Annotated in this window: 21 protein-coding genes; 6 read left to right on the top strand and 15 right to left on the bottom strand. The window is 61.3% G+C overall.

Features of this window, described 5'->3' with window-relative positions:
* Positions 1–374: 374 nt before the first annotated feature.
* The 6 genes from FE782_RS25550 to FE782_RS25525 all read right to left on the bottom strand — a co-directional run bounded on the left by FE782_RS25550 (position 375) and on the right by FE782_RS25525 (position 5,594).
* A complete protein-coding gene (locus tag FE782_RS25550; RefSeq protein ID WP_138197199.1) occupies positions 375–1,022 on the bottom strand; it encodes a nitroreductase family protein in 648 nt (215 codons plus the stop codon).
* A gap of 64 nt (positions 1,023–1,086) precedes the next feature.
* A complete protein-coding gene (gene trxA, locus FE782_RS25545; protein WP_138197198.1) occupies positions 1,087–1,404 on the bottom strand; it encodes a thioredoxin in 318 nt (105 codons plus the stop codon).
* A 54-nt stretch (positions 1,405–1,458) separates the two neighbouring features.
* Entirely contained in the window at positions 1,459–1,806 is a 348-nt protein-coding gene (locus FE782_RS25540) for an IDEAL domain-containing protein (protein ID WP_158299546.1), read from the bottom strand.
* Positions 1,807–1,907: 101 nt separating this feature from the next.
* A complete protein-coding gene (locus tag FE782_RS25535) occupies positions 1,908–2,339 on the bottom strand; it encodes an RrF2 family transcriptional regulator (RefSeq protein WP_138197196.1) in 432 nt (143 codons plus the stop codon).
* A gap of 135 nt (positions 2,340–2,474) precedes the next feature.
* Positions 2,475–4,625 (bottom strand): Ig-like domain-containing protein, encoded by a 2,151-nt coding sequence (locus tag FE782_RS25530; RefSeq protein WP_138197195.1) that lies wholly within the window; start codon positions 4,623–4,625, stop codon positions 2,475–2,477.
* A gap of 102 nt (positions 4,626–4,727) precedes the next feature.
* The gene (locus FE782_RS25525; protein ID WP_138197194.1) at positions 4,728–5,594 is read right to left on the bottom strand and encodes an AAC(3) family N-acetyltransferase; all 867 of its coding nucleotides are present in this window, start codon (positions 5,592–5,594) and stop codon (positions 4,728–4,730) included.
* A gap of 79 nt (positions 5,595–5,673) precedes the next feature.
* Here FE782_RS25525 and FE782_RS25520 point away from each other — a divergent pair, with 79 nt between their 5' ends.
* Both FE782_RS25520 and FE782_RS25515 read left to right on the top strand, forming a co-directional pair.
* Positions 5,674–6,267 carry a thymidine kinase gene (locus FE782_RS25520; RefSeq protein ID WP_138197193.1) on the top strand — a complete coding sequence of 198 codons (594 nt, stop codon included), beginning with the start codon at positions 5,674–5,676 and terminating at the stop codon, positions 6,265–6,267.
* Positions 6,268–6,345: 78 nt separating this feature from the next.
* Entirely contained in the window at positions 6,346–6,786 is a 441-nt protein-coding gene (locus tag FE782_RS25515; protein ID WP_138197192.1) for a bactofilin family protein, read from the top strand.
* A gap of 123 nt (positions 6,787–6,909) precedes the next feature.
* On the opposite strand, the gene FE782_RS25510 is transcribed toward FE782_RS25515, so the two are convergent.
* From FE782_RS25510 to FE782_RS25480, 7 genes are all read right to left on the bottom strand, one after another.
* The gene (locus FE782_RS25510) at positions 6,910–8,832 is read right to left on the bottom strand and encodes a hypothetical protein (protein ID WP_138197191.1); all 1,923 of its coding nucleotides are present in this window, start codon (positions 8,830–8,832) and stop codon (positions 6,910–6,912) included.
* 27 nt (positions 8,833–8,859) lie between these two features.
* Positions 8,860–9,696 (bottom strand): carbohydrate ABC transporter permease, encoded by an 837-nt coding sequence (locus tag FE782_RS25505; protein WP_138197190.1) that lies wholly within the window; start codon positions 9,694–9,696, stop codon positions 8,860–8,862.
* Positions 9,696–10,619, bottom strand: a complete 924-nt coding sequence (locus FE782_RS25500) for a carbohydrate ABC transporter permease (RefSeq protein ID WP_138197189.1) — start codon at positions 10,617–10,619, stop codon at positions 9,696–9,698. Before FE782_RS25500 ends, FE782_RS25505 begins: the two co-directional genes overlap by 1 nt.
* A gap of 79 nt (positions 10,620–10,698) precedes the next feature.
* Entirely contained in the window at positions 10,699–12,009 is a 1,311-nt protein-coding gene (locus FE782_RS25495; protein WP_138197188.1) for an ABC transporter substrate-binding protein, read from the bottom strand.
* Between the two features lie 48 nt (positions 12,010–12,057).
* Positions 12,058–14,535, bottom strand: coding sequence for a DUF4855 domain-containing protein (locus FE782_RS25490; protein ID WP_138197187.1), 2,478 nt, complete (start codon positions 14,533–14,535; stop codon positions 12,058–12,060).
* A 202-nt stretch (positions 14,536–14,737) separates the two neighbouring features.
* Positions 14,738–16,273: an extracellular solute-binding protein gene (locus tag FE782_RS25485; protein WP_238392663.1), complete on the bottom strand. Its 1,536-nt coding sequence runs from the start codon at positions 16,271–16,273 to the stop codon at positions 14,738–14,740.
* A 14-nt stretch (positions 16,274–16,287) separates the two neighbouring features.
* Positions 16,288–18,540 carry an AraC family transcriptional regulator gene (locus FE782_RS25480; protein ID WP_158299545.1) on the bottom strand — a complete coding sequence of 751 codons (2,253 nt, stop codon included), beginning with the start codon at positions 18,538–18,540 and terminating at the stop codon, positions 16,288–16,290.
* 278 nt (positions 18,541–18,818) lie between these two features.
* Between FE782_RS25480 and FE782_RS25475 the strand changes: the two genes are divergently transcribed.
* Positions 18,819–19,823 (top strand): DMT family transporter, encoded by a 1,005-nt coding sequence (locus tag FE782_RS25475; protein ID WP_138197184.1) that lies wholly within the window; start codon positions 18,819–18,821, stop codon positions 19,821–19,823.
* A gap of 410 nt (positions 19,824–20,233) precedes the next feature.
* On the opposite strand, the gene FE782_RS25470 is transcribed toward FE782_RS25475, so the two are convergent.
* Positions 20,234–20,422, bottom strand: coding sequence for a dimerization/docking domain-containing protein (locus tag FE782_RS25470; RefSeq protein WP_138197183.1), 189 nt, complete (start codon positions 20,420–20,422; stop codon positions 20,234–20,236).
* A 176-nt stretch (positions 20,423–20,598) separates the two neighbouring features.
* Here FE782_RS25470 and FE782_RS25465 point away from each other — a divergent pair, with 176 nt between their 5' ends.
* The 3 genes from FE782_RS25465 (at position 20,599) to FE782_RS25455 (ending at position 24,106) form a co-directional block, all read left to right on the top strand.
* Positions 20,599–21,672, top strand: coding sequence for a serine hydrolase domain-containing protein (locus FE782_RS25465; RefSeq protein ID WP_138197182.1), 1,074 nt, complete (start codon positions 20,599–20,601; stop codon positions 21,670–21,672).
* Between the two features lie 105 nt (positions 21,673–21,777).
* The gene (locus FE782_RS25460) at positions 21,778–22,956 is read left to right on the top strand and encodes an MGDG synthase family glycosyltransferase (protein ID WP_138197181.1); all 1,179 of its coding nucleotides are present in this window, start codon (positions 21,778–21,780) and stop codon (positions 22,954–22,956) included.
* Positions 22,940–24,106 carry an MFS transporter gene (locus FE782_RS25455; RefSeq protein ID WP_238392662.1) on the top strand — a complete coding sequence of 389 codons (1,167 nt, stop codon included), beginning with the start codon at positions 22,940–22,942 and terminating at the stop codon, positions 24,104–24,106. The genes FE782_RS25460 and FE782_RS25455 overlap by 17 nt, the downstream gene beginning before the upstream one ends.
* Before the next feature lie 65 nt (positions 24,107–24,171).
* Here FE782_RS25455 and FE782_RS25450 read toward each other — a convergent pair whose 3' ends face one another.
* Positions 24,172–25,206 (bottom strand): GGDEF domain-containing protein, encoded by a 1,035-nt coding sequence (locus FE782_RS25450; protein WP_138197180.1) that lies wholly within the window; start codon positions 25,204–25,206, stop codon positions 24,172–24,174.
* Between the last annotated feature and the right edge of the window lie 235 nt (positions 25,207–25,441).

Raw genomic sequence — 25,441 nt, 5'->3', positions numbered from 1 at the left:
AACGGCTGCAATGCTGCACGATAGTGCACATATTGCACCGGTATGGTGCGAAAAGTGCACCACGGCGGTGCAATAGCCGCGGAATCGGTGTCCGCATGCTCGGCGGAACGGCTGCAATGCTGCACGGTGGTGCACATATTGCACCGGTATGGTGCGAAGAGTGCACCTCGGCGGTGCAACCGCCGCGGAATCGGTGTCCGCATGCTCGGCGGAACGGCTGCAATGCTGCACGGTGGTGCACATATTGCACCGGTATGGTGCGAAAAGTGCACCACGGCGGTGCAATAGCCACCGCAAAAATCGGTGTCCGACGGGCAGCGGTAGAGCTAGGCGTTCACAAAAAAAGGAGGGCTTCCGCCCCCCTCCTCTCAAACTTAAAACGTATCCCGCACGACCGTCTCCTCCAACGGAAACCGCGTCGACGGGTGCGCCGCCTTCGCCGGCTTGCCGATCGAGATCAGCAGCAACGGAACGTACCGCTCCGGAACGCGGAACGCCTCGATGAACGCGTCCTTGCGGAACCCGCCCATCGGGCACGTCTCGTACCCGAGCGCCTTGGCGGCCAACATGAGCTGCATCGCGGCGAAGCCGCCGTTCAGGAACGCCTCGTCCCGGGCGAACGTGCCGCTCCCGTAGGCGCGCTCCACCTGCCCGACGAGCGTATCCTTGATCTCCGCGCTCATCGCGCCGGACTTGACGCGCTCGCCGTACACGAGCTCCGCGTTGCGGTGCCCCTCCAGATCGCCGAGCACGGCGACGACCGCCGAGCTCTCCACGACCTGCCGCTGATGGTTCGCGATCGGCAGCAGCTTCTCGCGAAGCGCCGCGTCCTCGATCGCGAGAAACTTCCACGGCTGCAGGTTCCACGACGACGGCGCCGTCCCGGCCGCGCGTAGAATCGCGTCGAGGTCCTCCCTCGGCATCGCGATTCCCGGCTCGTATGCGCGCACCGAATGCCGTTCCTCCATCACGCGGATCGTCTCCGGCGTGCGCGGGGCTTTTTCGATTACAGTCGGTTCCATAAGTTCTCCCATTCCTCTCCGCTTGATCCGTCTCTAATTCGTCTCTATTGTTCTCTTGTTTCTATTAGATATGTTGTTCGACCCACTGCTTCAGCTGCGTCTTGTCTCGGAAGCCTACGATCATATCCACCTCGACGCCGTTCTTGAACAGCTTCAGCGTCGGAATGCTCATGACGCCGTTCGCCGCGGCCGACTCCGGATTATCGTCCACGTTCAGCTTCGCGACGGTCAGCTTGTCGCCCGCCTCCGCGGCCATTTCTTCGAGCACCGGGGCGATCATCCGGCACGGTCCGCACCAAGGCGCCCAGAAATCCACCAATACCAATCCGTCTCGACCGACGACCTCGCCCCAGGTTTGATCCGTCACTTGTTGCAACGACATAGAAAACCCTCCTACCCTATAGATAATGTATATAATTAACGCGGTTCGCCGTCTTTACGCCGGCGCCGCGGACATCCCTCGCACCGCCGTCAGCGCGATCAGCTCCGCCGTCAGCTCGTAAAACCAAGCCTCGTCCCGCGCCGACAGCGCCAGGTCGATCAGCTCGCGCAGCGCTTCGGGGTCGGACGCCACGTCGTCCGGCAGCCGCTTCAGCTGCGCCTCCTTCGCATACACCGTCTTCCCGACCGACTCCGCGCGATCCGACTCGACGACGGCGACCGTTACGATTCCGTCCAACGGGTCGCAGCTGCGTACATACCCCCGGATCCGTTCGTCGTTCACCGACGTCCCCGCGACCCAATCGCCCTCCGCCAGTCTCGCTTGCTTAAGCTGCTCCGACATGTCTCTTCCTCCTCGCATGAATCTAATTTGTAACCAAACCTGTGACAGTTATCTCGGAAAAGGGCGCCGTCTTCCGCAAGAAGTCGCATCCCCATTCCGTCCTATCCCTTCGTCTTCTGCGAATCCCGGATCGACCTTAGCACGTCGCCGATCGTCAGCCCCTCGAAGTAAGCCTCCAAGTGCCGCTCCGCGTCCGCGAAAATCCGATCCATGACGCATTGCATGTTGCCCGCGACCATACACTTCTCCTCGGGGTTGCCCGAGGTCCATGACGGCTTCAGCGAGCCCGGACACATGACCCGATAAATCTCGGCCAACGTGACGGCATCCGGATCGCAGTCGAGCGAATATCCTCCGCCGAGACCTTCCTTCGTGACGACGTATCCCCGGTTGCGCAGGCAGCCCATCACCTTGCGCACCCTCGCGGGATGCGTCGCGACGTTGCACGCGAGCTTCTCGCTCGTCGCCATATGGTCCGGCGTGTACGCAAGGAAGACGAGACTGTGTACCGCGATCGTGAATTCGCTGTTCATCGTTCCATGTCTCCTCGTCTTGTCGTCGGCGTCTTACTACTGTTATTTTATTAATTACAGTTGATTCTGTCAAGGGCGCTCGCCCGGGAAAAAGGAAAATCCCGACGTCGCAAGACGCCGGGATTCCGGATCGCTCTATTGGGAGACCGTTACGCGCGCGGTCGCCGTCTTGTTGTCGAATTTCGCCTTCACGGAGACGCTGCCCTTCTTAAGGCCCGTCGCCTTGCCGGACGCGACGGACGCGACCGAGACGTTGGACGACGTCCACGTCGCCAGATGCGTGACGTCCTTCGTCGCGCCGTTGTCGTAATACGCGGTCAACGCGAACGTCGTCGATCCGCCGACCGCGAGCTTCGCGGACTTCTCGGAGAGGACGACCTTCTCGAGCCGCGGCTCGACCGCCACGCTGACGGCGAGCGACTGCCCTTGGTACGTCGCGGTCAACGTCGCGGCTCCCTCCGCGACGCCGCGAACGGTCGAGCCGCTCACGGTCGCGGCCGCCGGATTCGAAGACGTCCAGACGATGCTGCGGGTCAACGTCACCGTCTTGCCCGTCGAATCCTTGCCGGTCACCTTGATCGTCTGGCTGCGCTTCGGGTTCAGCGTCACCGCCGTCGGTTCGACGACGACGTTCGTCATCTTGTCCTCGATCGTCACCGGAATCGTAACCTTCTTGTTCAAGTACGATCCCGTCAGCGTCACCTTCGAGTTCAGCAGCGCCTTCATCGTCGTTCCCGCGACCAGCAAGTTCGGCGAGGACGTCGTCCATTCGATAGCCCCCGAAATATCGAGCTCCGTTCCGTCCTCGAGCAGCGCCGTCACCTTCGGCAGCGACGTCGTCTCGCCTCTGACGAGCGAGTACGCGGACGTCTGCGGCAGCAGCGCGAGCGCCTTCTCCCGCACCGTCACCTCCAGCGCGTCCGTCTCCCCGCGAATCGTCATGGAGACGGTCGCGACGCCCGGCTTCTTCGCCTTCAGCTTGCCGTTCTCGACGACGACGACGGCCTCGTCGCTTGACGTCCACTCGGCGATGTCCGCGAACGAATATTCCGTGCCGTTCAAGTCTTCGCCGTAGACGTCGGGCAGCGCCGCGACTTCGCCCTTGAACAGCGTCATCTCGGTTTCATCGAGATGCAGCCCGTTCACGACCGGCATGACCGTCACGTCGATCTTCTTCTGCAGCCCCTTATACGTCGCGACGACTTCCGCAGCGCCGGCGCCTCTTGGCTTCAACCGGCCGTCGTCGACGGAAACGACGAGCGGATTCGACGTCGTCCATTCCGCTTCGCCGGTCACTTCGAGCTTCGTGTCGAAGTCGTTCGCGACATGAGCTTCCACCTGCACCGGCTCGTCCGAGAGGAACATATGAACCGGCTTCGACGGCGTCAGCATCAACGCTTGGTACGGCAGGCGCACCACGACGTTGACCTTGGCGGTCAACCCGTAACGCGACGCCTGAATCTCGGCGACCCCCGCTCCCTTGAACGTCAGCTTCCCGTCGTCGACGGAGACGACCGCCGAATTCGAGGACGACCAGACGGCCTTATCGTTCACCCTCTCGCTCAGATCGTTCGTCAGCGTGGCGATCGCGTCCAACTGGGCGGGAGCTTGTCCGACCGTAAACTCGTATTCGCCATCGTACTCAAGGTTCAGCGCCTTATACGGCGAAGCGACCGTGTACGTAACGGAGTCGCTGCGGCCCTTGTATTTCGCCGTGATCGTCGTCGTGCCCTTCTTCAGCAGCTGCACCTTGCCGTCGTCGACCGTCGCCACCGCCTGGTCGCTGGACGACCAGACCGCCGCGGTCGTCACGTCGAACAACGTACCGTCGCTTTCGACCGCGCTCGCCGTCAGGCTGAGCGGCTGATCCTGCAGCTCGACGGCGACCGTTCCGTCCGCGCTCAGCCGAACGGCGTCGTACAAGAAGTCGACCTTCACGTTCACGGCCACCGTCTTGCCTTCGTATTTCGCCGTCACCTTGGCGGAGCCGGCGCCTACCGGCGTCAGCTTCCCCTTGTCTACCTTGACGATCGTCGCGCTCGTCGTCGCCCAGACCGCCGTCGCCGTGACGTCCTTCTTCGTCGCGACGCCTTCGAGCGTCGCGAGCGCCTTCAGCTGCGCGGTGTCATGATCGACGTACAAGTGCACCTCGTCGTCGTTCTCGATTTCCAAAGCCGTCACGACTTCGGCGGCATTCGCCGGGGGGGCGAGAACCCCAGATACCAACGTAATAAGTAATAGCAGCGCAATGAATAGATTGCTGCGTCGAGCTGGAACGAACGGCATCTCTCGGTTTCTCCTCCTGCTTCTCTCTTTAGCTGGTTAATGGTTACCTATAATATCGGTAAACCCTGCCAATTATTAAAGACGTCAAGGAAGGAAAAAAGGTTACGCGCTCGGCGCCGGATTTTCGCCCCGATGGCGCTCCATCCAGCTCGTCGCGTAATCGACGAGCGGCCGCTGCGGCATAAGGCGCGCCGGCGCCATGCCCGCCCGGCCGATGCGGACGAGCCCCGCGTCGAGCTCGAACTCCGCGCCGATGCGAGGAAAGTCGTCCGTGTCGAACGCCAGGTCGACGTACCGGACCCAGCGGCGTTCGCCGTTCGCGAGGACGGGCGCTTGGCACGTTTCGACGGCCTTCGGACCGTACTTCGCCCGGTATTCCGCCAGGTGCAGCGACGTATTGTTCTCGTAGCCGACGCCGAGCAGCAGCACGTACCCGCCGAGCTCGTACACCCGCCCGATCGGCGATGCGTCCCCGAGCGGCTCGGCCAAGCGGTCCGGGTCCTCGCCGTGGCCGGCGAGCACCGCCTCCGCCTTCGATCCCCATGCGGCGAACGATAACTGCGGGTGACGGCTCCGGCGGACGCCGGGCATCCGGCGGAACGTCTCCGGGATGACGCCCATGCCGTATACCGGGGTAACGTCCGGATCGAAGGCGGGCGTCTCCGCGCGGATCGCCTCCCACCACGACTCGGGGGCGGGCGGATTTTGCCAACGGGACGGGTCGGACAAATTGCCGGTATGGGTCGGCATGACGAGCGTGCCCGTCTCGCCGACCGCGCCCTGCAGCGCCTCGATGACGGCCTGCGCGCCTCCGGCCACCCAACCGACCGTCGACATCGCGGAATGGACGAGGAGCGTCATGCCCTCTTCGACGCCGAGGCGACGGAAATCTTCGACTAAAGACGAGCGCGTGACCGGGCGGCCCAACGCTTGATGCGTGCGTTCGATAAGCTCTCGTTCGCGGGACATTTTCTGTAAAAACTCCTCTGTTCGAAATTATTTGATATAATTAATAGACTTGCGCGAAGGCGACGAAAGGAAGTCACTCATGGCACAATTGTATTACCGATACGGCACGATGAACAGCGGCAAATCGATCGAAGTGCTGCGCGTGGCCCACAATTACGAGGAACAAGGCAAGTCCGTGCTCCTCTTCACTCCGTCGATCGACTCCCGGTACGGCACGGGCGTCGTCACATCCCGCATCGGACTGCATAAGGAAGCGACGATCGTCGGCGACGACACGGATATGGTCGCGTTGACCTGCGAAGCGATGCCCGATTGCGTCATCGTGGACGAAGCGCAGTTTTTGTCCGAGGCGCAAGTGCTCCAGCTCACCGAAATCGTGGATCGGTTGAAGATCCCCGTCTTATGCTACGGCCTGCGCGCCGACTTCATGGGACGTCTGTTCCCGGGCAGCACGGCGCTCTTCTCTTGGGCCGACAAGATCGAGGAGATTAAGACGATCTGCTGGTACTGCAATCGGAAGGCGCTGATGAACATGCGGTACAAAGACGGCATCCCCGTCTTCCACGGCGAACAAATTCAGATCGGCGGCAACGAAAGCTATCTGCCGGTATGCCGCCGCTGTTATAAGGAAGCGCGCACGCGTTTCGTCGAAGCAGCCGGCGCGAACGTCTAGCGATTCGCGTCTAAACGATCCCTCTCTCTCATATAGTAGATGTGGACTGACCATCCGCAGGAGAGGGGTTGACGGGCCATGTTCGGCAAACGCAAATCATCGTCGGGCAACGTAAGCGTCACCGACACGTTCATCGGCGAAGGCACGATCGTCGAGGGCAAGATCGTGACCACGGCGAGTCTGCGCATCGAAGGAAGCGTCGTCGGCGACATCGAATGCTCGGGTGACGTCACCATCGGGGAGAAAGGCATCGTACGCTCCATCATCGCCGCCCGCAGCGTATTCAACGCCGGGACGATCGAGGGCAGCGTCATCGCGAAGGGCAAGATGACGATCACCAGCAAGGGGCGCGTCCTCGGCAACATCAACGCGGGTTCGCTGCACGTCTCCGAGGGCGCCGTCTTCAAGGGCGAGTGCGCCATGGACTTGCCGCGGGGCGGCGAGCTCCGCCCGACGAAGGAGAAGGAGAAGCACCACGGCAAGGACAAAGGGCAAGACGCGAAGCAAGCGTCCGCCTGACGCGATGCGATGGGATGACCGCCTTAATGGGCGGTCTATTTTTTTGCAAAAAAAAAAGGGCGGTCCTCGCGTAGTTCACGTAGTTCGCTACTCGAAGACATCCCCTATGTTGTTTGCTCTTCTTCACTCGTAAGCGGGCCGCAGCCGATGCTTCAGGAGACCCATCAACAAGCCGGAGGCGATCTCCGCCACGGTCCACCCCGATTCGATCGCCCACGGTCCCCAGCCGGCGTCCGCCGGATTGCCGTACACTTCGTGCAGCTCGACGTCGAACGCCCGCGCCCAAGCCCCGTCGATCTGCGGATTATCGCCGGCGAGCTGCGCGGACGAGAGGAAGGCAGCATGCTCCTCCCACCGGCGCAAAAACCGCTCGTCCTTCGTGACGAAGTACGCCTGCATATACGCGATCGGCAGCCAATTGTTCGAGTAGAGCAGATCGGCGACCGGATCGCCGTTCTTGGTCAGCAAGGAGCTCTCCCCCTCGCCCATCCCGTGCCGCATCGCGGCTTGATATCCCTCGTCCCATTCAAGGTAGGCGCCGGACGGATGCTTGAACGACTGCAGGTCCTCCGCGACCCGGTACAACCAATCCTTGTGCCGTTCCTCCCCCGTCGCCCAGTACATCCAGGCCAGCGGGAGAATGAGCCGGCAATATTCTTGCGTCTGGCTCTGCTCTCGAACGGTATCCGGGTACACGGCCAGCAGCGTCTCCATGCCGCGCACGCCGGTCTCGAGGAAGGTTCGCTCCCCCGTAAGCTTGTAAGCCAAAAACAGAGCCGCCCAATAGTACCCGTTGTAGTGCGCCGAAGGCAGCCGTCCCGGCTCGCTTCGCAGCGCCCTAAGCTTCTCCTCGGTAAGCGCGAGGTTGTCGGTCCGGAACACCCGCGTCCCGTCGGTTCCCGTCGTCTTGACTAGGAAGCGAAGCGCGTCCGCCGCCTCGTTCAGCCGATACCGGGAGCCGGTGTATAAGCACTTCAGCAGATGCGGGATGAGCGCGCGCGCGACATCGTCCTGATAACAGACGCCCCACGCTTCCTCCGTCCAACGCATCATGCCGTACAGCTCGCCCGGTTCCTTATTCAGAAAATAATCGAACACGTAATCGTGAAGCCGCTCGGAAACAAGCAAATCCCGCTCGTTCGAGGCGTGCAGATAGTGCAGGAAGTACGGCAAGGCCGCTTCGCCGATGCAGTCGACGCGGCGGATCGCGCTGACGCGTTGCGTCCCGTCCGGCGCGATTTCCGTCCCCATGCCCTCCCACACGCCGCCGCGGCCTTCGTCGCGCAGCACGCCCGACTTTTCGAACCACGCCATCGCCCGCTCGACGCTGTGCGCGATTCTGCTCTCGAGCGTCGCCGAGCCGCCGTCCGCATGAACGAAGGAATAAGCCGCGCGCATCGGCCCCAAGTCGACCTTCGCGCGAAACAACCATCCGAGGATGTACGAGATCAACGCGGCGACCTTTCGATGCGGCGCGAACCTCGCCTTGCGGAACCGGCATAAGCGGAACGAACAGACCAGAAGCCGATCCGGCTCCTCGAACCACAGCGCCCGATCGGATATGCGGCCGAGCATCTCGTCGGTCACTTCCGCGGAGCCGTGGACGTTCACCGAGGCGAACGTTAGGATCGGTCTCCCGTGCGAGCACGCGATATCGTGAGGCTTGATCCGCATGCCGCTCTGATCGTCCAACACGTCGCCTAAGGACAATCCGTCTATGCCGGGGCTCTCCGCGCAATAGACCAAGCGCTCGAACCGCGTGCTCTGCGGCGGAGACGCATACATGTGGCCGATACTGGCCGCGTATTCGGCGAACACGCGCTTGCCCTTCCGAATTTCTTTCTCCACCAGAATTCTCTCTTCCGGGGCGAGCAGCAGCGGTTTCTCCGAGACGCCTCCCAGCAGAGCGATCGCTTCGAAGCGATCCAAGTCGTACCGGGATACCTCCCCCGGCTTGATGAGCGTCGCCGCCGGATCGAAGGCCAGCATCAATTCCGACAAATCGCTGGATTCCGCGGTGATGATCGCTACGTTTCTGTTTTGCATCGGCTACACCTCCCGCCTGAATCTCATTTACTTCATGCCCGTGATCGAGATGCCCTCGATGAACTTCTTCTGCACGAAGAAGTACAGAACGACGATCGGCAGCGTGAACAAGGTGGAGGCCGCCATCAGCTGGCCCCAAGCGACCGTATTTTCGCGAATATACTGCTTCAGGCCGATCGAGAGCGTCCACTTGTCCGGGTCGTTCAAGTAAATCAACGGTCCTTGGAAGTCCCCCCAGGCGCCGAGGAAGGTGAACAGCCCCACGGTCAAGATCGCGGGTTTCGAAAGCGGAAGCATGATTCCGGCGAAAATTCGAAACTCCGACGCCCCGTCGATTTTGGCCGATTCGGTCAGCTCGTACGGGATGCCCATGAAAAATTGCCTCATTAAGAAAATATAGTACGCCATCCCCGTCCCGAACCACGAGGACAGCACGATCGGCCAATACGAATCCACAAGGTTCACCTTATTAAAGCTTACGTAAATCGGAATCATCGTCACTTGGAACGGAAGCATCAACGTGCTCATCATAATTAAAAACAATAGGTTCCGGCCCTTGAAGTCGATTCTTGCGAAGCCGTAGGCGACGAGCGGAGCGATCGCCGCGACGCCCGCGACGCATAACGCCGCGATCCAAACCGTGTTGAACGTGTAAAGGAAGAACGGGATCGCTTGAATGGCCTCGACGTAATTGGTCCATTGCAGTTCGCTCGGCCACCACCGGACGGGGACGACGAAAATTTCTTCGTCCGTCTTCAGCGACGTGATCAGCAGCCAGACGAAGGGCATCAAAAATAGGACGCCGATCAGGACAAGCATCGCATGGGCGAACGGCTTCGGCCGTTCGGCGCGGGTTCCGGCCATCAGCGTTCACCTCCGTAGTACACCCATCTCGCCGACGTCTTGAACACGACGACCGTCAGCAGGAAGACGAGGAGGAACAGCAGCCACGCCATCGCGGAGGCATACCCCATTTTCAAGAAGGAAAACGCGGTTTGGTACAAATAGATGGCGAAGAAGAGCAGCGAATTCTCGGGTCCTCCCATCGCTTGCCCGTTCCCTTCGGTAAAGACATAGCCTTGCGTGAACAGCTGCAGCGCGCCGATCAGCCCCATAATGACATGGAACAGCGTCATCGGGGAAATCGCGGGCAGCGTAATATGCCGGAATTTATGCCAGGCGTTGGCGCCGTCGATTTCCGCCGCTTCGTAATAGAGCTTGGGAACCTCTTGCAGCGCGGCCAAATACATGATCGTCGTCGTCCCCGTTCCCCAGAAGCCCATCATGATCAGCGACGGCTTCGTCCACAGCGGATCGAGCAGCCAGACCGGCTGCGGCAGCCCGATTCGGCCCAGCAGCTCGTTGATCAGCCCGTATTGGGCGTTCAACAGCCACATCCATAGCAGCGTCGCCGCGACCGTCGGCACCAGCGTCGGCAGGAAGTAGATCGTCCGGTAGACGGACTGCCCGCGAACGTTCTTGTTCAGCAGCAGCGCGATCGCGAGAGCGAACGCCAGGTGGGGAAACAGGCCGAAGACGGCCATGAACAACGTATTGTACAGGGAAAGCCATACCTTCTCGTCCCGAACCATCTCCGCGTAATTGCCGAATCCGACCCACTCGGGCGGCTGGAACAGGTTGAAATTCGTCATGCTGTAATAGAAAGAAGACAATATCGGGTACAGTTGAAAAAGAATCAATCCGATCAGCCAAGGGCTGATAAAGCACAATCCGACGAGGAGCCGCTTCCGTTCGCGCTTTCGGATCCCGATGGCATTGCCGGTCATCGTCGTCACCTCCCTATCCTTGCGGACCGAGCGGAAACGGCGAGCAGCCGCCCGTCCGTTTCCGCTGCCGCCCGCTCTTTTATTTCTTCGCGGCGTCCGCCTTCGGCTGCATCTTCGCGACGACCGCATCCATCGCTTCTTGGGCCGAGATTTGCCCTTTGATCGCCTTCTCCGTCTCCTCGTTCAACGCTTGCAAGTATTCGTTAATATAGATGCTGTTCGGGAAGCCGTTCAGGTTCGGGCTCTTCGCGCTTTCGAAAAATTCCTTCAGCGACGCCGTCGACTCGTTCTCCGTCAGTTCCGGATTGTCCAGCGCGCCGAGCAGCACCGGAATCGTCTTGTTTCGGATCGCATACTCGATCTGCACCTCCTCGGACAGCAGGTATTGCATGAATTCCCATGCTTCCTCTTGGTGCTTCGACTTCGCCGGAATGAACATCGCCACCGGACTGACCATGCCGGACTGTTTCAACTCCGGCCGAGCTTCCGGATACGGGAACGGAGCGACGCCGATTTCGCCGTTCTCGCCGCGCTTGTCGTTGTACCAGTTCTCCCAACCGATCATCATCGCCAAATCGCCGGTGATGATCGGATCTTGCGGCGTATTCATCTGTCCCATGCCGGACTTGAATTTATTGATGCCATCCACGCCGAATTCCTGATAATACAACGCCTGGTACGCGATCGAGTCGACGTTGGCCTTCTGGTTCGCGGTCAGCTTCCCGTTGCCGTCGTCCCAAGAGCCGCCGAAGATAATCGGCCAGAAGACGTTGTCGATCCACGGATAGTCCGGAATGAATCCGATCTGCGTGATGTTGCCGGCGTCGTCCTTCTTCGTGAGCCGCTTCGCGTACTCGAACATCTGCTCCAGCGTCTCCGGCGCCGCCGCGAGACCGGCGTCGGCGAACGCCTTCTTATTGTAGAACAGCTTGTTGGCCATGCTCATGGAGATCGGGAAGCCGTGAATTTCCCCGTCCACCTTCATGCGGTCGAGCGCGGCCGGAATGATCCGAGACGCGTCGAAATCCGAAGACTGCACGAGAGCTTCCAGGTTTTGCACGGCTCCCGCTTCGGACCAAGGGCCGACGTTGTTCCAGTACGTAATGACCAAGTCCGGCGCGTTGCCGCCGGATATTGCCGTCAATTGCTTCTGCGGGTCTTGATTGCTGAGCGACTTGACGGATATGTTCGTCTGGCTCGCATTGTACTTCTCCACGATGTCGTCGACGACCGCCGCGGTGTCGCCCGTGAACGGGTTCCAAAATTGAATTTCCACGGTTTCCTTCGACGAGGTCGCGTCGGAGCAAGCCGAGACGCCCAGCGCCGACGCGAGCAGCAGCGCCGAAGCGGCGCGGCCTAATTTGAACGGTTTTGTCATGTTTCGTTGCATTCGCGATCACCCTTTAATAAGAATTTGGTCGTGCTCTGTCGGTGCGGTTTACGGGTTCGGCGTCACGACGATTAGACGCTCGAACGTCTCCGACTTGCCGTTGTATTCGATCGTGACGGACACCTTCGCGCTACCGTTCCGAACGCCGACCAACGTCTTCTCGTTCGCGACGACGGTACCGTCGGGCCGCAGCTTGTCGCTTAGGGAGACTGCGTTCCCATCGACGGACCAGCGGTACGTCGCTTCTTCCCACGGGATCAGATAGCCGTTATCGAAGAAGCTGCGAAGCGAGATCGGAGCCGCTTCGCCCGGCGACAGCTTGGAGCGCCCGCCCTTCAGTTCGTGGAACGTCCGTCCCGACACTTCGATTACGGTCGACTCGGCTTCGACGCCGTTCGCGAAAGCCCGAAGCGTAACCCGTCCCGGCGCGAGCGCATGCAGCGTTCCGTCCGGGCGCACCTCGACGACCGAGGGATCGGATGATTCGAATACGGCGTCCGGGACGATTGCGGGGTTCCCTTGCGCGTCGATCGCGGACCGGTCCTTCACGACCGGCGTCCAACGAGCGCCGACGTCCATCGTCGGCACCGCCGACGGAAGCGCCGCGAAGGTGTCCGCCGGCTGATCCTGACGTTCGTATTTCAGCAGCGCGACGTCGTCGAAATACATCGTCGCTCCGTCCGTCGCGAATTCGCTCATGCGCAAAGAAAGCCGAATCACATTACTAAGGTTAACGCCCGCTTCCCGCAGCTCGCGCAGCGGAATCTCCACATGGTTCCATTGCCCGGGCGAGAGGAGGACTTGCTTCACCCTCGAAGACCCCCAGCTGTACCGGTCGTACATAAACTCCAGATCGAGCTTCTGCTCCGCGTTCGTGGCGTTGTACACTTCCATGGATATCGCGTCGTAGCCGCTCCAATCGGTGTTCTCGTAGTTCGCGAATTGCCGGTCCGAATCGGCCAACGCCTCGGAGCTTGAATCGATGAACGCGCGCACCGGTCCCCAGCCGCTCGGGTACCCGACCTTAAGCGATTGAGCGCCCGCATACACGAACTCCGGCGCCGCCTCGAACGACCGGGACACGACCCCGTTCCCGCCTACGTCGAAGCTTCCTTCGAAATCCTCGACGGCGTATCGTTCGAGCACCGGACCGCCGCTGCGCGCCAACGCGATATCCTTGCGGATCGTCGTTCCTTCCGACGCCTGCAGCCGCACCGTCCGGCTCTGATACCCGTCTTTCGCGACGGCGAACGTCTGCCGGATCGCGAACCGATCGTTCGCCGCGAAGCGTCCCTCCGCGTCGGTCACGGCGGCGTACCCGTCTTCGCCGGTCACCGTCGCGCCGGCGATCGGACGCCCTTCCGCGTCAAGCACTCTGCCTTCGACGTTGCCGGTCGGCGCGACGAACGTCCCTTTCGCGAAGCGATAGATGTCGTCGTACAGTTCGCGCCCGATCGGACTCCGATGATGGTAAAAATCGTAAATCGCGTAGACGTCCTGGTAATAGGCCAAGATCGACTCCGCCATGTACCCGTATTTCACGCCCCCGATCAGATAGTTATAGAGGACTTGGCGGTAATACGGGTTTTCCACGGCGCGCTGGTCGAATTCGATCTCGACGCCTTGCCCGCTGCTTCGCGACAGCTCCGCGGTTTCCTCGATCCGCTCGATCGTCGTGTCCGCGTTGAAATAATGGTTCGGCTGCACGATCGTAAAGTCGTACCCGTGACGGTCGCCGTTCCCCTTCTCGCCGGCCCCGGACCATGGAATCCACCCCAAGCGCATCCCGCGCTCCCGCAAGTAGTCCGCGGTCGCCATGACGTTCTCCCGCTCTCCCGGTACGGTCGTGTCCAGATCCTCCTGCAGCCAATAGAAGCCCGCCAGTCGCAAGTGCTCGTAATCCCGGCTCTCGAAGCGCGCGGTCATCTCGTCGATATACCACCGAACGAGCGCGTTCCTCTCCTCCAAGCTGCTTAGATCGTCGGACGCGCCGTCGCCGTCGAAATCGCCGAAGTCGCGGCTTTGCGGATCCGGGAACGGAATCGTCAGATATACGTTCACTTGCTTGTCGGGTTCGCCGAGGTCGCGCCCGACTTGCTTCGCCGCCTGCTCCAACGCGTCCAGCTGCAGATTCTTTGCGAAAGGTCTTTCCATCGCGTACTGCCAATCTTGCAGTCGGCCCGGCACGGAGTTCGGGACCCAGTCGTACCATCGATGCAGGCTGCCGCCGTGCGGGGATTGCAGACTCAAGATCAGGAACGTATCGAAGAAGTCGTCCTGCGCCTTGCCCCGTTCGTCCAAATATCCGACGTACGGCATAAACTTGTCCTTGTCGTAATCTCCGACGGGTACGCCGTCGTAGTTCGCCGGGTCGTAATACCCCGTATAGATGAGAGCAATGTTGGAAGCGAAATTCGAACGGGGATCGCGCTTCGGCAAATACGCCGCCGACGCGGCGGGCAGCAGCCCCGCGGCGCCGACCGCGCAAGCGAGAATCAGACTGACCGATCGTTTGACGAAATTCATGACGAGTTCACATCTCCCTCTTTGATCAGATTTCGACCTGGAACGAACGAAGCTAGGTAAGTCGGCATCACTCCTTTCAGTTACTTATTGGTTAATTATGAATATTTATCCAGTCCGGAGGGCGCAGCTTCCCGTCACGCGCCGCATCCTCCTAGGGGGACCTGCCCGTGCTCCGGGATTGCCTTGTTCCATCGTTCCGTCTTTACTTCCTCATAAACGCATCCGCTTGTCTCTGCAGCTCGCGCTCGATCGCCTCCAGCGCCGGCCCCGCCTCCGCCTCGAACGCCGCCCAAGCCGACGCGGGGTCGATTACGCCGTTGAACAAGGGCGTATAATACTCCGCTTCGATTCGGTTATAACGGTCCAGCTCCGCCTGCACCGAGGAGCCGTCGAACTCGAAGCCGGTCAATACGTCCGGCGTGAAATTGTCGGCGTCGCGGATGAACCGCGTCAGCTCCTCCGTTCTTGCGTCATCCGCTAAGAGGCGATCGTCCGTAGGGTTCCAAATCCAGACGAAGGCCGGTTGATTGTAGCCGGTATTCAGCAGTTTGAACTTATTCCCTCCGAGCGGCTCCCAGTGCATACCTTGCAGCCCGTAGGCGAGCAAGTCGTAATTTCGCTTCTCGTTCGCCCAGTTCAAGAACCGGACGGCTTCCTCCTTGTGTTTGCTCACGACCGGGACCGCGATAAAGTTCCACTGTCCGAAGTCCGAGACGTTCGCTCCCGGCGTATCGTCGAAAAACGTCACGCTCTCGAGCTCTCCGTCCGGCACGGTCTCCCTCAGCTTCTCCTGCGCGAGCTCTCCGACATGGAAGGAGCCTGTGGGGAAGATCGCGACGGCGCCGGACGCTCCGGGTTCCTGGAAATCCTTGATCCCTAGCACGTCCTTGTGCATAATTCCATCGACGTACAAGCGCCTAGCTTCCTCCACCCATTGTCGGACCGGTGAATCGGGCTCCTTGAACGCATTGTGCACCTTCCCGTCATTGTGGCGGTAATACAGCATCAGGCTGCTGTCCAACGCCTGCGTCGGTCGAATATCGGTATCGTCGAAGTAATGGCGGAAGGCGGCCTGACTATAGAGTTGTTGACTTCTCGTTCCTCCCGCGATCAGCGGAACGACCTCCGGCGCCTTCTCCTTCACGAGATAGGCGAACCGTAGCAGCTCTTCGTACGTGCGGATCGGCGGGACGCCGAGGGATTCCCGTATGTCCTTGCGAACGAAATACGAATGGCTCATCACGTGACTGACGCCGAGCGGGATCGCCATCACTCGCCCTGCGCTTCGATTCGCGTCCCACATCTGCCTCGGCCGCTTCGCGACGATCGTCTCTCCGTACTGCTCCAGCATAACGTCCAACGGCTCGTAATATCCGCTCGCGATCATCTCGTTCAGGTGCAGCCACGGGGCGTCGAAGATCAGATCGATCTCTTCCCCGGAAGCGAGCGCGACCTCGGATCGGGTGCCGAAGTCGTTCCATGGCACGAATTCCATCCGAATATCCAGGTGGAGCCCTTCCTCCGCCATGCGGCGCTCCGCTTCCTCCATCACGAGGTCGAAGTCCGGGGAGCGGTCGCCGGGCACCATAATGCTCAGCGTCGTTGGCGTCGCGGACGTCGCAGGGGACACGCCCCGCACCGGCGCCGGTCCCGATTCGTTCGCGCATCCGGCGGTCAGGAGGACAGAAAGCGCCGCCCAAGCCGCCCCCTTCGCGAGCAACGATTGTCGTCGGGCCACTCCGACCCCTCCCCTCATGTAGAATGTTGTTGGCGGTACTGGTTCGGCGTCACGCCCGTCGCTTTCTTGAACGCCGTGAAGAAGTGGCTCTTCGTCAGAAAGCCGGATCGCTCCCCGATATCCGACACGGACAACGCCGTCGTGACCAGAAGCTCCTTCACCTTGTTGACCCGCAGGTCGAGCATATACGCCGACAGCGATTGATTATGGGTTTCCATAAAGATTTGCCTCACGTACTTGGCGGACAACGAGACGTGCTCCGCCACGTCGTCGGCCGACAGCATCGGGTCGTGAATCCGATAAGCGATGTACGCGGCCATCTCCTCGGCCAGCTTTCCCTTGCGGTCGGACCCCTGCCTGCTGTTCAGCCGCTCCATAATTTCCATCAGCTCTTGCTCCAGCCATCTCCTTAAGTCTTGCAGCGTCGGGAATCCGGCAAGCTGCTTCTCGATCCCGTCCACCCCCTGGAGGGCCGACAGCTTCTCGAACTCCTTCACGACCGAAAACAACAATACGGTCAGCTGCACCTTGCACTCCGAAAACTTCATCGCCGCGAGCTGACCGAACAGCTCATCCAACGACTCGACGACTTGTTCGCCGTTGCCGGCTTTCACCGACGCCAACAGCTTCTCGACGCCCTTGCGTTCGACGACGGGGTCCATCATATGTACGTAACGCTCATAATCGCCTTCGGTGTAAATCCGGTCGCTTCCGTTGATGAACTTCAGCAAGGTCAGTTCGAGCACGAAGTCGTATACCGCCCGAAGATCGTCGTCGATGTCCTTCGCGTCGCTTACCGCGACGACGATGTTCACCCGGATGTACTGACGCACGTGTTTCTTGGCGGTCTCGAGGATCGCCATCATGTCGGACTCGTCGCGGTCCAGTCCGATCAGCAGGACGATGTGGTCCCCGGCGAAATCGACCGCCTCGAACGCCCCGCCTTCGCCGCGGACGACTTCTTCCGCGATATTGCACAGCGCGTAAGTGAACAGCCGCCGAGACTCGAAATCGTAACGTTCGGCGAAAGCATGATACGATTCGATCTTGATCACCGCGAGCCGAAGCTTCTCCTTGGCGAAGAGGTCCGTCGCTTCGGCGATCTCGCCCCTCACCGCGCGGCCGAGCCGTCCTTGCAGCACCCACTGGCGCAAATATTCCGCCTTCACGATGCCTTGCCGATCCCGCAGCGACACGTTCATCTCGTCGACTTGATTGGACAGCTTCTCGATCCCGTATTTGAGCATGCTGTATTCGTCGCGGACGACGGGCGGCGCGGACGAATGGCCGGCGTCGGCGTTGAACTTCCGCTGCAGCTGCTCCGCCAGATGCCGGAACGGCCGGACGGCGCGCCTCGAATTCCACATGGCGGCCGTCAGCAGCAGGACGAGCAGCAGTAACGAGTACATGACGATACGCCGCTGGAACGAATCCGCCTGGCTCCGAAAGCTCCTCATCTCGGTCAGAGAGTGGACGGTCCACTTCTGCGACGGTATCGCGGCGGAGTTCACGAACAATCGCCGCCCCGTATCGAATTCGACCACCGAGGGCGCCGCCCCGTCGGTTCTCGCCCCGCTCAGCAAGGCGGCGATCGACTCGCCGCTTCCCTCCCCGCCTAAGACGTTGCGCCCCTCCTCGTCCAGCACGATCAGGTTCGTGCCCAGCTCCTCGTTATGCGCCAGCAGGTGGGTCTGCAGCGCGCGATTGTCGAGCAGGAGCACCAAGTATCCGCGGATATCCCGCTTCGCCGGCGTCGAAGGGACGACCAAGGACAAATGGGCGTCGCCTTGCGCCTCGTGCGGTTGAAATTGCAGGAACAAGGACTGCTGCTCTTGCACCCGCTTCAACATGACCTGGTCTTGGAAGGCCTCGAACGAAGTGACCCCCGTCTGCGAGTCGAACGCTTGGCGCGTCCGGAGGTTCATCAAATACGCTCGCCGAATGAACGGCTCCGTGGACATGAAGGTGGTCAGCGTATTCAACACCTCCATGTCCGCCAACGGATCCGGCCTCTCCCGCTGAAGCCAGCCCTGAATCGTTCGGTCCTCGTACATGTTCAATCCGTACGACTTCAGCTTGTTTAGAATGAATTCGGTTTGGCTCGCCGTATGGACGACCTTATCGCGATGGAACAAATCCATCTGCGAATGCGCGTACTTCGAAAATTGGTTGGATAAAAACAAGGAAAAGGGAATGATGATCAGCGTAAACACGATCCCCGCCCATAAGAGCAGACGAAAGTGATTCCGCGTCAGCAGCTCGCGCATCGTTCCGCCTCCGTTCGCCGGTTGTCGCTTACGTCTTCGGCGCGCCGCCTCTCGCATCCTCTTCCTTCGGCCCGCCGGATTTCGCCTTTTCCAACGAGATCGTACCATGCGCTCCGGCTCGCGCCTAGTTTTCATTCGGCGCATCGGGTTCTGAAACGGCGAAATCGCCGGCGGCAGGAAGAAAACCTCCGTTTGAGAACCTAGCGGCCGCCGCGCCCTTCCTGTTATACTAGGGAACGTCATTTCATTTGAACATTGGTTAGAAAGGAAGCCTCACCGTGAACCCTGGTTGGACGGAGCGCCGAGCGTTCCTATGGAGTTTATTGTTTGTCGGCATTATCGCGATATCGTTTTCGGCTATCTTCGTGAAGTGGACCGACGCGCCTGTGTCGGTCATCGGCATGTATCGCCTGGGGCTTACCTTGGTCGGCATGACCCCTTTCCTGTTCCGCTATCGCGCCGAACTCGGCGCCGTGTCGGGGCGGGATTGGGCGCTGCTCGGGCTGTCCGGCTTCATGCTGGCGCTGCACTTCTTGCTGTGGATGGGCTCCCTTCGCTACACGACCGTCGCCAGCTCCACCGTGCTGATGACGCTCGAGCCGGTGCTCGTCATGATCGGGGCGCTCATCTTCTTCCGAGAACGCATCCGCGGCGCCGCGGTCGCGGCGATGGGCGTCGCCCTGATCGGCGCGGTGCTCATCGGCTGGGGCGACTTCCGCCTCTCGGGCACGGCGCTCTACGGCGACCTGCTGTCGATCCTCGGCACGCTGGCCGTCGTCGTGCATATGCTGCTCGGACAGGCGCTGCGGGGGCGCATCTCGTCGTTCGTCTACAGCTATACCGTCTTCCTGGCGGCGGCCGCGGCGTTCGCGGTCTATAACCTCGCGGCCGGCTTCTCGTTCTTCGGCTATGCATCGAACGACTGGCTCATCTTCGCGCTGATGGCCGCCGTGCCGACCGTCTTCGGCCATCTGCTGTTCAACTGGCTGCTGAAGTACACCGGCGCCACTACCGTCTCGATGGCGGTGCTCGGCGAGCCGGTAGGCGCGTCGCTGCTCGCTTGGGCGCTGCTCGACGAGCGGTTGACGGCGCTGCAGGCGTTCGCGGGCGCGCTGCTCATCGGCGGCGTATGGCTGTTCCTGCGCTCCGGCGGCCATCGGCACGGCGACGAGGCGGAGGCGTCGGAGGTGTCCGGGGCAAGCGCGACCGAGGACGCTGCGGCGACCGGCGCCGCGCCATCCGCGCAAGTCGCGGCTGTTCCCGCTTCGCCGACGGGGAAGTAGGGGCTAGCGCGAATCCGCGCTTGGGCGCACGACTTTAGCGGAGTTTTCCGCTAATAAGCGCGAATTCGAGCTTAGATGCACGTCTTTAGCGTAATGTTCCGCGTATAAGCGCGAATCCGCGCTTCCACGCACGTCTTATGCGGAGTTTTCCGCGTATAAGCGCGAATCCGCGCTTAAGCGCACGACTTTAGCGGAATGTTCCGCGTATAAGCGCGAATTCGCGCTTAGATGCACGTCTTTAGCGGAGTTTTCCGCCAATAAGCGCAAATTCGCGCTTGGGCGGCCGGCTTTATTGGAATTTTCCGCAGCTGCGAGGATCGGGACTCGTCCCCGCACCCGAAACCTGCGCGCCGCAAACGAAAAACCGCCGAACGGATGTCCGTTCGGCGGTCGCTGTATAGTCAACTCTGTTACGACACCGATCCTTCCAGCTTCGCCATTTCGAATTCGACGAGGCGCGTAAGAGCGTCTTCGTAACCTCCGGGGATGCGGTATTTCTTCACGTAGTCTTTTACGAATTTGCGCGGATTGGCAGGCCTATAGATTCGAACCAGTTCTCTCACACTATCCTTTACTTCATTACTTCCTTTTGCAGCCATAAGCTTGCTCCTCTCCGTAACATTACTTTGTTCGTAAGCGGCTAGGTAGGTCAGGCAGTAATGCATCTATACATACATAATACAATATTCAGATAATTATGTCCCTTAATTTATTTGGCGCACTCGAAATTTGGGCACCCTATTACCATCTCTAGGAAAAAGGAGTGCCCTCATCCATGGACGCCCCAAGGAACGACGTCTCGACGGAGCCCCCGCGGTTCGCCCCGGACGCGGGCGGAAAGACGTGGACGTTCGCCTCGCCGGCGGAGGCGAACATGGACCCGGCGCCGCTCCTCCAAGCGGACGAAGACATTCAGAAGCGCTTCCCGAAGATGCGCTGCTTCCTCGTCGCGAAAGACGGGGCCCTCGTCTTCGAGCGGTACTATGGCGGCGCGGACGCCTCGACGCGCCTCGACCTGCGCTCCGCGACGAAGAGCGCGACCGCGGCCGTCGCCGCCTGCGCCGGCGCGCTCGGCGACGACGGCGGCGAGAAGCCGCCGACGCTGGAGGCGCTGTTCCCGGAGCTGCTGCCTCGCGCGGCGAGCGAGGACGTTCGCGCGACGACGACCCGGCAGCTGCTGGCGATGACGTCCGGTCTGCACTGGAAGACCGGCAAGCGGCTCGGCGAAGCGTTCGTGCCGCGGCTGCACCGCTCGCGTCACTGGGTTCGCTTCGCGCTCCGGCTGCCGGTCGATCCCGAGACGCGGGGCGCCTTCGTGTATCGCAGCGTCGACTCGCATCTGCTCTCGGCCGCGGTCACCGCGGCGACCGGCCGCCCTGCGTCCGACGTCGCGCAGGAAGCGATCTTCGGCCCGCTCGGCATCGCGCCGCCGCCGTGGGAAGCCGACCCGCAGGGCGTCACGGTCGGCCATATCGGGCTCGCGCTCACCGGGCGCGACCTCGCGAAGCTCGGCTGGCTGCACGCGACCGGCGGCGTATGGGAAGGGCGGCGCATCCTGCCGCCCGACTACGTGCGCCTCGCGTTCACGCCGCTCGGGGAAGGGCTGCCCGCCTTCGGCCGATACGGCGGGCACTGGTGGATCGCCCGCGCGGCGACGGGCGAGGCGGTCCGCTGCGCCCTCGGGCACGGCGGGCAGCTCGTCTTCGTCGTGCCGGAGCGCCGGCTCGCGGCCGTCTTCGCCGCCGACCCGAAGGTCAGCCGCTGGAAGCACCCGCTGTCGCTGTTCGAGCGATACGTGCTCGCCGCGGACCCGGACGGCCCCGGCGCAGCCTCTCCGCCCCCGTCTTAGGTCGGGGAGGCACGCTTGCGGAAGACGTGTGCAATTCCCGCCCGTTCGAGTTACAATTAGCAACGGACCTGTTGTGAGTCCTCCCGAGAAGGAGATGAGCGCGGAGTGACGACGGAGAAGAAGAAAGTGATGATTGTGTACGCCAGCTACGGCGACGGCCACATCCAAGTTTCCAACGCGCTGAAGGAACGGTTCGAACGCGAAGCCGGCTGCGAAGTATCGTTGGTGGATTTATTCGCGGAGGCGTATCCAAGGCTGAATGAATTAACCAAATACATATATATTAAAAGTTATACATTATTCCCCAAGTTGTACGGCTGGTCGTACTACAGCACGCGGGAGATGCGCGACGACACATGGTTCTCCGCGTGGTTCCACGGCTGGGGAACCGGCAAGCTGCGGCAAATTCTCGACCGCGAGCGGCCGGACGCCGTCGTGAACACGTTCCCGACGCTCGCGATGCCCGAGCTGCGGCGGAGGCGAGGCGTCGCGATCCCGATCTTCAACGTATTGACCGATTACGTCATGCACGCGCGATGGATCCATCCGCTCATCGACCGATATTACGTAGCGACGGACGACCTCCAGGCCGCCATGACCGCGGCGGGGGTGCCCGAACACCGCGTTCGCGTCACCGGAATCCCGCTCAAGAGCGCCTTCCGCCCGATGGAACGGTCGGATGCGCTCTACGCCAAATACGGCCTCGACCCGGCGCGGCGAACCGTCCTGATCATGGCGGGCTCGTACGGCGTGCTGCAAGGGCTGCGCGACGTATGCGACGCGTTGGCCGCGCTGCCGAACGTGCAGCTGGCGGTCGTCTGCGGCAAGAACGAATCGCTGTACGCTTCGATGCGGGACATCGCGGGGCGAAAGCCGAACGTGAAAGTGTTCGGCTTCATGAAGGAGATGCACGAGCTGATGTCGCTCGCGGAGACGATGGTGACGAAGCCCGGCGGCATCACGCTGACCGAAGCGATCCAGTGCGAGCTTCCGGTCGTTCTGCTCCGCCCGGTTCCCGGGCAAGAGCGGGACAATGCGGAATATTTGGCGTCCCGCGGCGCGGCGTTCGTCGCCGGGAACGACGCGCAGGTGCTGGACGCCGTTCGCTCGCTCATGGAGCGGCCCGAGCGGCGGGAGCTCGCGGTCCGGGCGATGGCCGCGCTGAAGCGAACGCATTCGGCGGAACGAATCGTCCAAGACATCATAGAGGCGATGGACGCCCTCCGTTCGGAGTCCGTCTTCACCGAGGAACGAAGGAGAGTATCGAGTGAACGCTATACGTAATTTGTCCGTCCCGATGCCGCTGGCGCGGCTTGCCTTTCTCTTTTTCCTGATCGAATTCGTTCGGGGCGCTATCCTCATCAGTTATATTCCGAAATACGCGGTCGACGAGCTGTACCTGACCGTGACGACCGTCGGCTTCGCCGTCACGATGCACTACGTCGCCGACACGGTGGCGAAGCTCGGCATCGGGTACTTGCTGGATCGGTTCCCGCTGCAGTGGATCTTGCAAACCTGCTTCGCATTGTCGATCGTCGGCCTGCTTATGTTGGAATATGCAATGGAAGCGTGGGTGCTCGTCGTCGGCTCCATTCTGTTCGGTGTCGGCGCTTCGCCGATCTGGCTCGTCGGCATGAGCAGCGTGACGGAGAGCGAACGCGGCAAGCAGATGGGCGCCTTGTACATGGCTTGGATGATGGGCCTCGGCCTTGGCCCCGTGATGCTGAATTTCTTCCTCGACTGGTTCGACTACGGCATCTCGTTCCTCGTGCTGCTCGGCATGACGGCGCTCGCGTGGGCGATCTCTTGGTTTGTGAAAGGGGCCGAGAACATCCCGCACCCCGAACCGTTCTTCCGACAGCTCGGCGCGCTCGCCGTCCACATGAAGGCGGTCAAGCCGCTGCTGCCCGGCATGATCCTGCAGACGCTCGGCGCGGCGATGCTTCTCCCGATTCTGCCGACGTTCGCCGAGGAGAACCTGCTGCTCACGAACTCGCAATATTCGTTCTTCCTGCTCACCGGCGGCGCCTTCGCCGTACTGGCGCTCGTGCCGATGGGCCGGCTCAGCGACAAGCTCGGGAAGAAGTGGTTCCTGATCGCGGGCTTCCTCTCCGTCGCCTTCGGCCTCTATATGATCACGACGATCGAGACGCTGTGGGTGTGTCTGTTCTGGGCGATCGTGCTCGGCGTCTCCTACGCGGCCGTCCTGCCCGCCTGGAACGCCCTGCTCGCTCAGTTCGTGCCGCCGCAGCAGAAGGGCGTCGGGTGGGGCGTCTTCTCGACGGTGGAAGGCATCGGCGTCATGCTCGGGCCGGTCATCGGCGGCATTATCGCCGACTCGTTCGGGCTGTCGGTCCCGTTCCTCGTGGCCGCGGCGTTGTTCCTGTTCATCGGCTTGTTCTACGTGTGGTTCCCGTTCCGGCTGTTCAAATAACAGAAAAAAGGCGCATTCGATGTCCCCGCACGCAAGGAGGGTCGATGCGCCTTTCTTATTTTCCATTAAGAAGCTACGCATACCCGGTTACGACCGGACCGCTTCGCTTGGTACAACCCGTCGTCGGCCATCTGCAACAGCTCGTCCGAGCGGGTCATCATGTCGGGGAACGTGGCCGCCCCGATCGACACCGTGATCCGCAGCGACTGCCCCCCCTCGATCGGGAACGCGTGCGCTTCGACCGCGTGCCGGATCCGCTCCGCCACCTCGACGGCCCGCTCGATCGTACAGTCCGGCAGCAGCACGGAAAATTCCTCCCCGCCGTTGCGAGATACCGTATCGACCGAGCGGCACGTCTGCAGCAGCACCCCGCCGAGCTCGCGCAAGACGTCGTCCCCCGCCTTATGACCGTACGTGTCGTTGATCGACTTGAAGAAGTCGATGTCGATCATGAGCAGCGACAGCCGCTCGCCGCGTTGCATGGCCGACCGTATGCATTCGTTCAGCGCCTTGTCGAAGCGGCGGACGTTGTTCAGTCCCGTCAGGAAGTCCGTCGTCGACTGCTGCTTGAACCGTTGGAACAGCAGGTCGGATACGATAATATTTTCCATTAGGAAATAGACGAGGACGCCGCCGCCCGCGGAGAAGCCGATGTACATCAGCCACGTATACCATAACATCTCCTTGGGGAGCACGATGCCGAACACGAGGAGCGTCGACCCGACCGCGACCGCCGACATGGCCAAGTATTTCCGCAGCCGGCTCCACCGCAGCTTGGAGAGATATCCGCAGACGATCGCATAGAAAATAACGTTCGCCGCCGCCAACAGCGCCGTCGTGCTGACGCCGAAGAAGACGAGCCGGAACAAGGCGATCATGACGCCGCATACCGCCGAAGCGATCAAGCCCCCCTGGCTTGCGGCCAGCACGATCGCGATGTGGCGCGCGTCGAGAATCGTCGTGTCCGAGATTCGGACCGTATAAAACATCAGCACGATGCCCGCCGCGCCGCAGGCGACGCCGAGCAGCGCCTTCTCCGAGGCGAGCGCCCGGCTGTCTTCGGAGCGGTATCGGTAATATAAACTGCCTATATGAATCATGGCGATCAACAATGCGCCGTTAACGATCAGATCGTGAAACAGATCGACCCCTCCTATTCTCCCGGCATCCGAACCGAGAAATCCGACACATCTTATTCGACATGAATCGCCATATTCCTGCAAGTTCCACCCTTTCCCAACGCCATCGCCCGCCGAAGCGCTCCCGAATGTGTATTGCCCTCCCCGGTTTGCTACAATGATAGGGTGTGCGATCCAAGCCAAGCCGAATGAGGGG

The organism is Paenibacillus antri, assembly GCF_005765165.1.
In the GTDB taxonomy this organism is placed as follows: Bacteria; Bacillota; Bacilli; order Paenibacillales; family YIM-B00363; genus Paenibacillus_AE; species Paenibacillus_AE antri.
The sequence above is the reverse complement of the archived record's forward strand: the minus strand, read 5'-3'. Positions and strand labels throughout refer to the sequence as shown.

Excerpts from the sequence above, each read along its gene's own strand:
- FE782_RS25495 (WP_138197188.1), bottom strand. The coding sequence starts at position 12,009 with ATGCAACGAAACATGACAAAACCGTTCAAATTAGGCCGCGCCGCTTCG.
- FE782_RS25465 (WP_138197182.1), top strand. The coding sequence starts at position 20,599 with ATGGACGCCCCAAGGAACGACGTCTCGACGGAGCCCCCGCGGTTCGCC.
- FE782_RS25490 (WP_138197187.1), bottom strand. The coding sequence starts at position 14,535 with ATGAATTTCGTCAAACGATCGGTCAGTCTGATTCTCGCTTGCGCGGTC.
- FE782_RS25480 (WP_158299545.1), bottom strand. The coding sequence starts at position 18,540 with ATGCGCGAGCTGCTGACGCGGAATCACTTTCGTCTGCTCTTATGGGCG.
- FE782_RS25525 (WP_138197194.1), bottom strand. The coding sequence starts at position 5,594 with ATGTCCCGCGAACGAGAGCTTATCGAACGCACGCATCAAGCGTTGGGC.
- FE782_RS25470 (WP_138197183.1), bottom strand. The coding sequence starts at position 20,422 with ATGGCTGCAAAAGGAAGTAATGAAGTAAAGGATAGTGTGAGAGAACTG.
- FE782_RS25450 (WP_138197180.1), bottom strand. The coding sequence starts at position 25,206 with ATGATTCATATAGGCAGTTTATATTACCGATACCGCTCCGAAGACAGC.
- FE782_RS25535 (WP_138197196.1), bottom strand. The coding sequence starts at position 2,339 with ATGAACAGCGAATTCACGATCGCGGTACACAGTCTCGTCTTCCTTGCG.
- FE782_RS25540 (WP_158299546.1), bottom strand. The coding sequence starts at position 1,806 with ATGTCGGAGCAGCTTAAGCAAGCGAGACTGGCGGAGGGCGATTGGGTC.
- FE782_RS25505 (WP_138197190.1), bottom strand. The coding sequence starts at position 9,696 with ATGGCCGGAACCCGCGCCGAACGGCCGAAGCCGTTCGCCCATGCGATG.
- FE782_RS25550 (WP_138197199.1), bottom strand. The coding sequence starts at position 1,022 with ATGGAACCGACTGTAATCGAAAAAGCCCCGCGCACGCCGGAGACGATC.
- FE782_RS25515 (WP_138197192.1), top strand. The coding sequence starts at position 6,346 with ATGTTCGGCAAACGCAAATCATCGTCGGGCAACGTAAGCGTCACCGAC.
- FE782_RS25520 (WP_138197193.1), top strand. The coding sequence starts at position 5,674 with ATGGCACAATTGTATTACCGATACGGCACGATGAACAGCGGCAAATCG.
- FE782_RS25500 (WP_138197189.1), bottom strand. The coding sequence starts at position 10,619 with ATGACCGGCAATGCCATCGGGATCCGAAAGCGCGAACGGAAGCGGCTC.
- FE782_RS25530 (WP_138197195.1), bottom strand. The coding sequence starts at position 4,625 with ATGCCGTTCGTTCCAGCTCGACGCAGCAATCTATTCATTGCGCTGCTA.
- trxA (WP_138197198.1), bottom strand. The coding sequence starts at position 1,404 with ATGTCGTTGCAACAAGTGACGGATCAAACCTGGGGCGAGGTCGTCGGT.
- FE782_RS25510 (WP_138197191.1), bottom strand. The coding sequence starts at position 8,832 with ATGCAAAACAGAAACGTAGCGATCATCACCGCGGAATCCAGCGATTTG.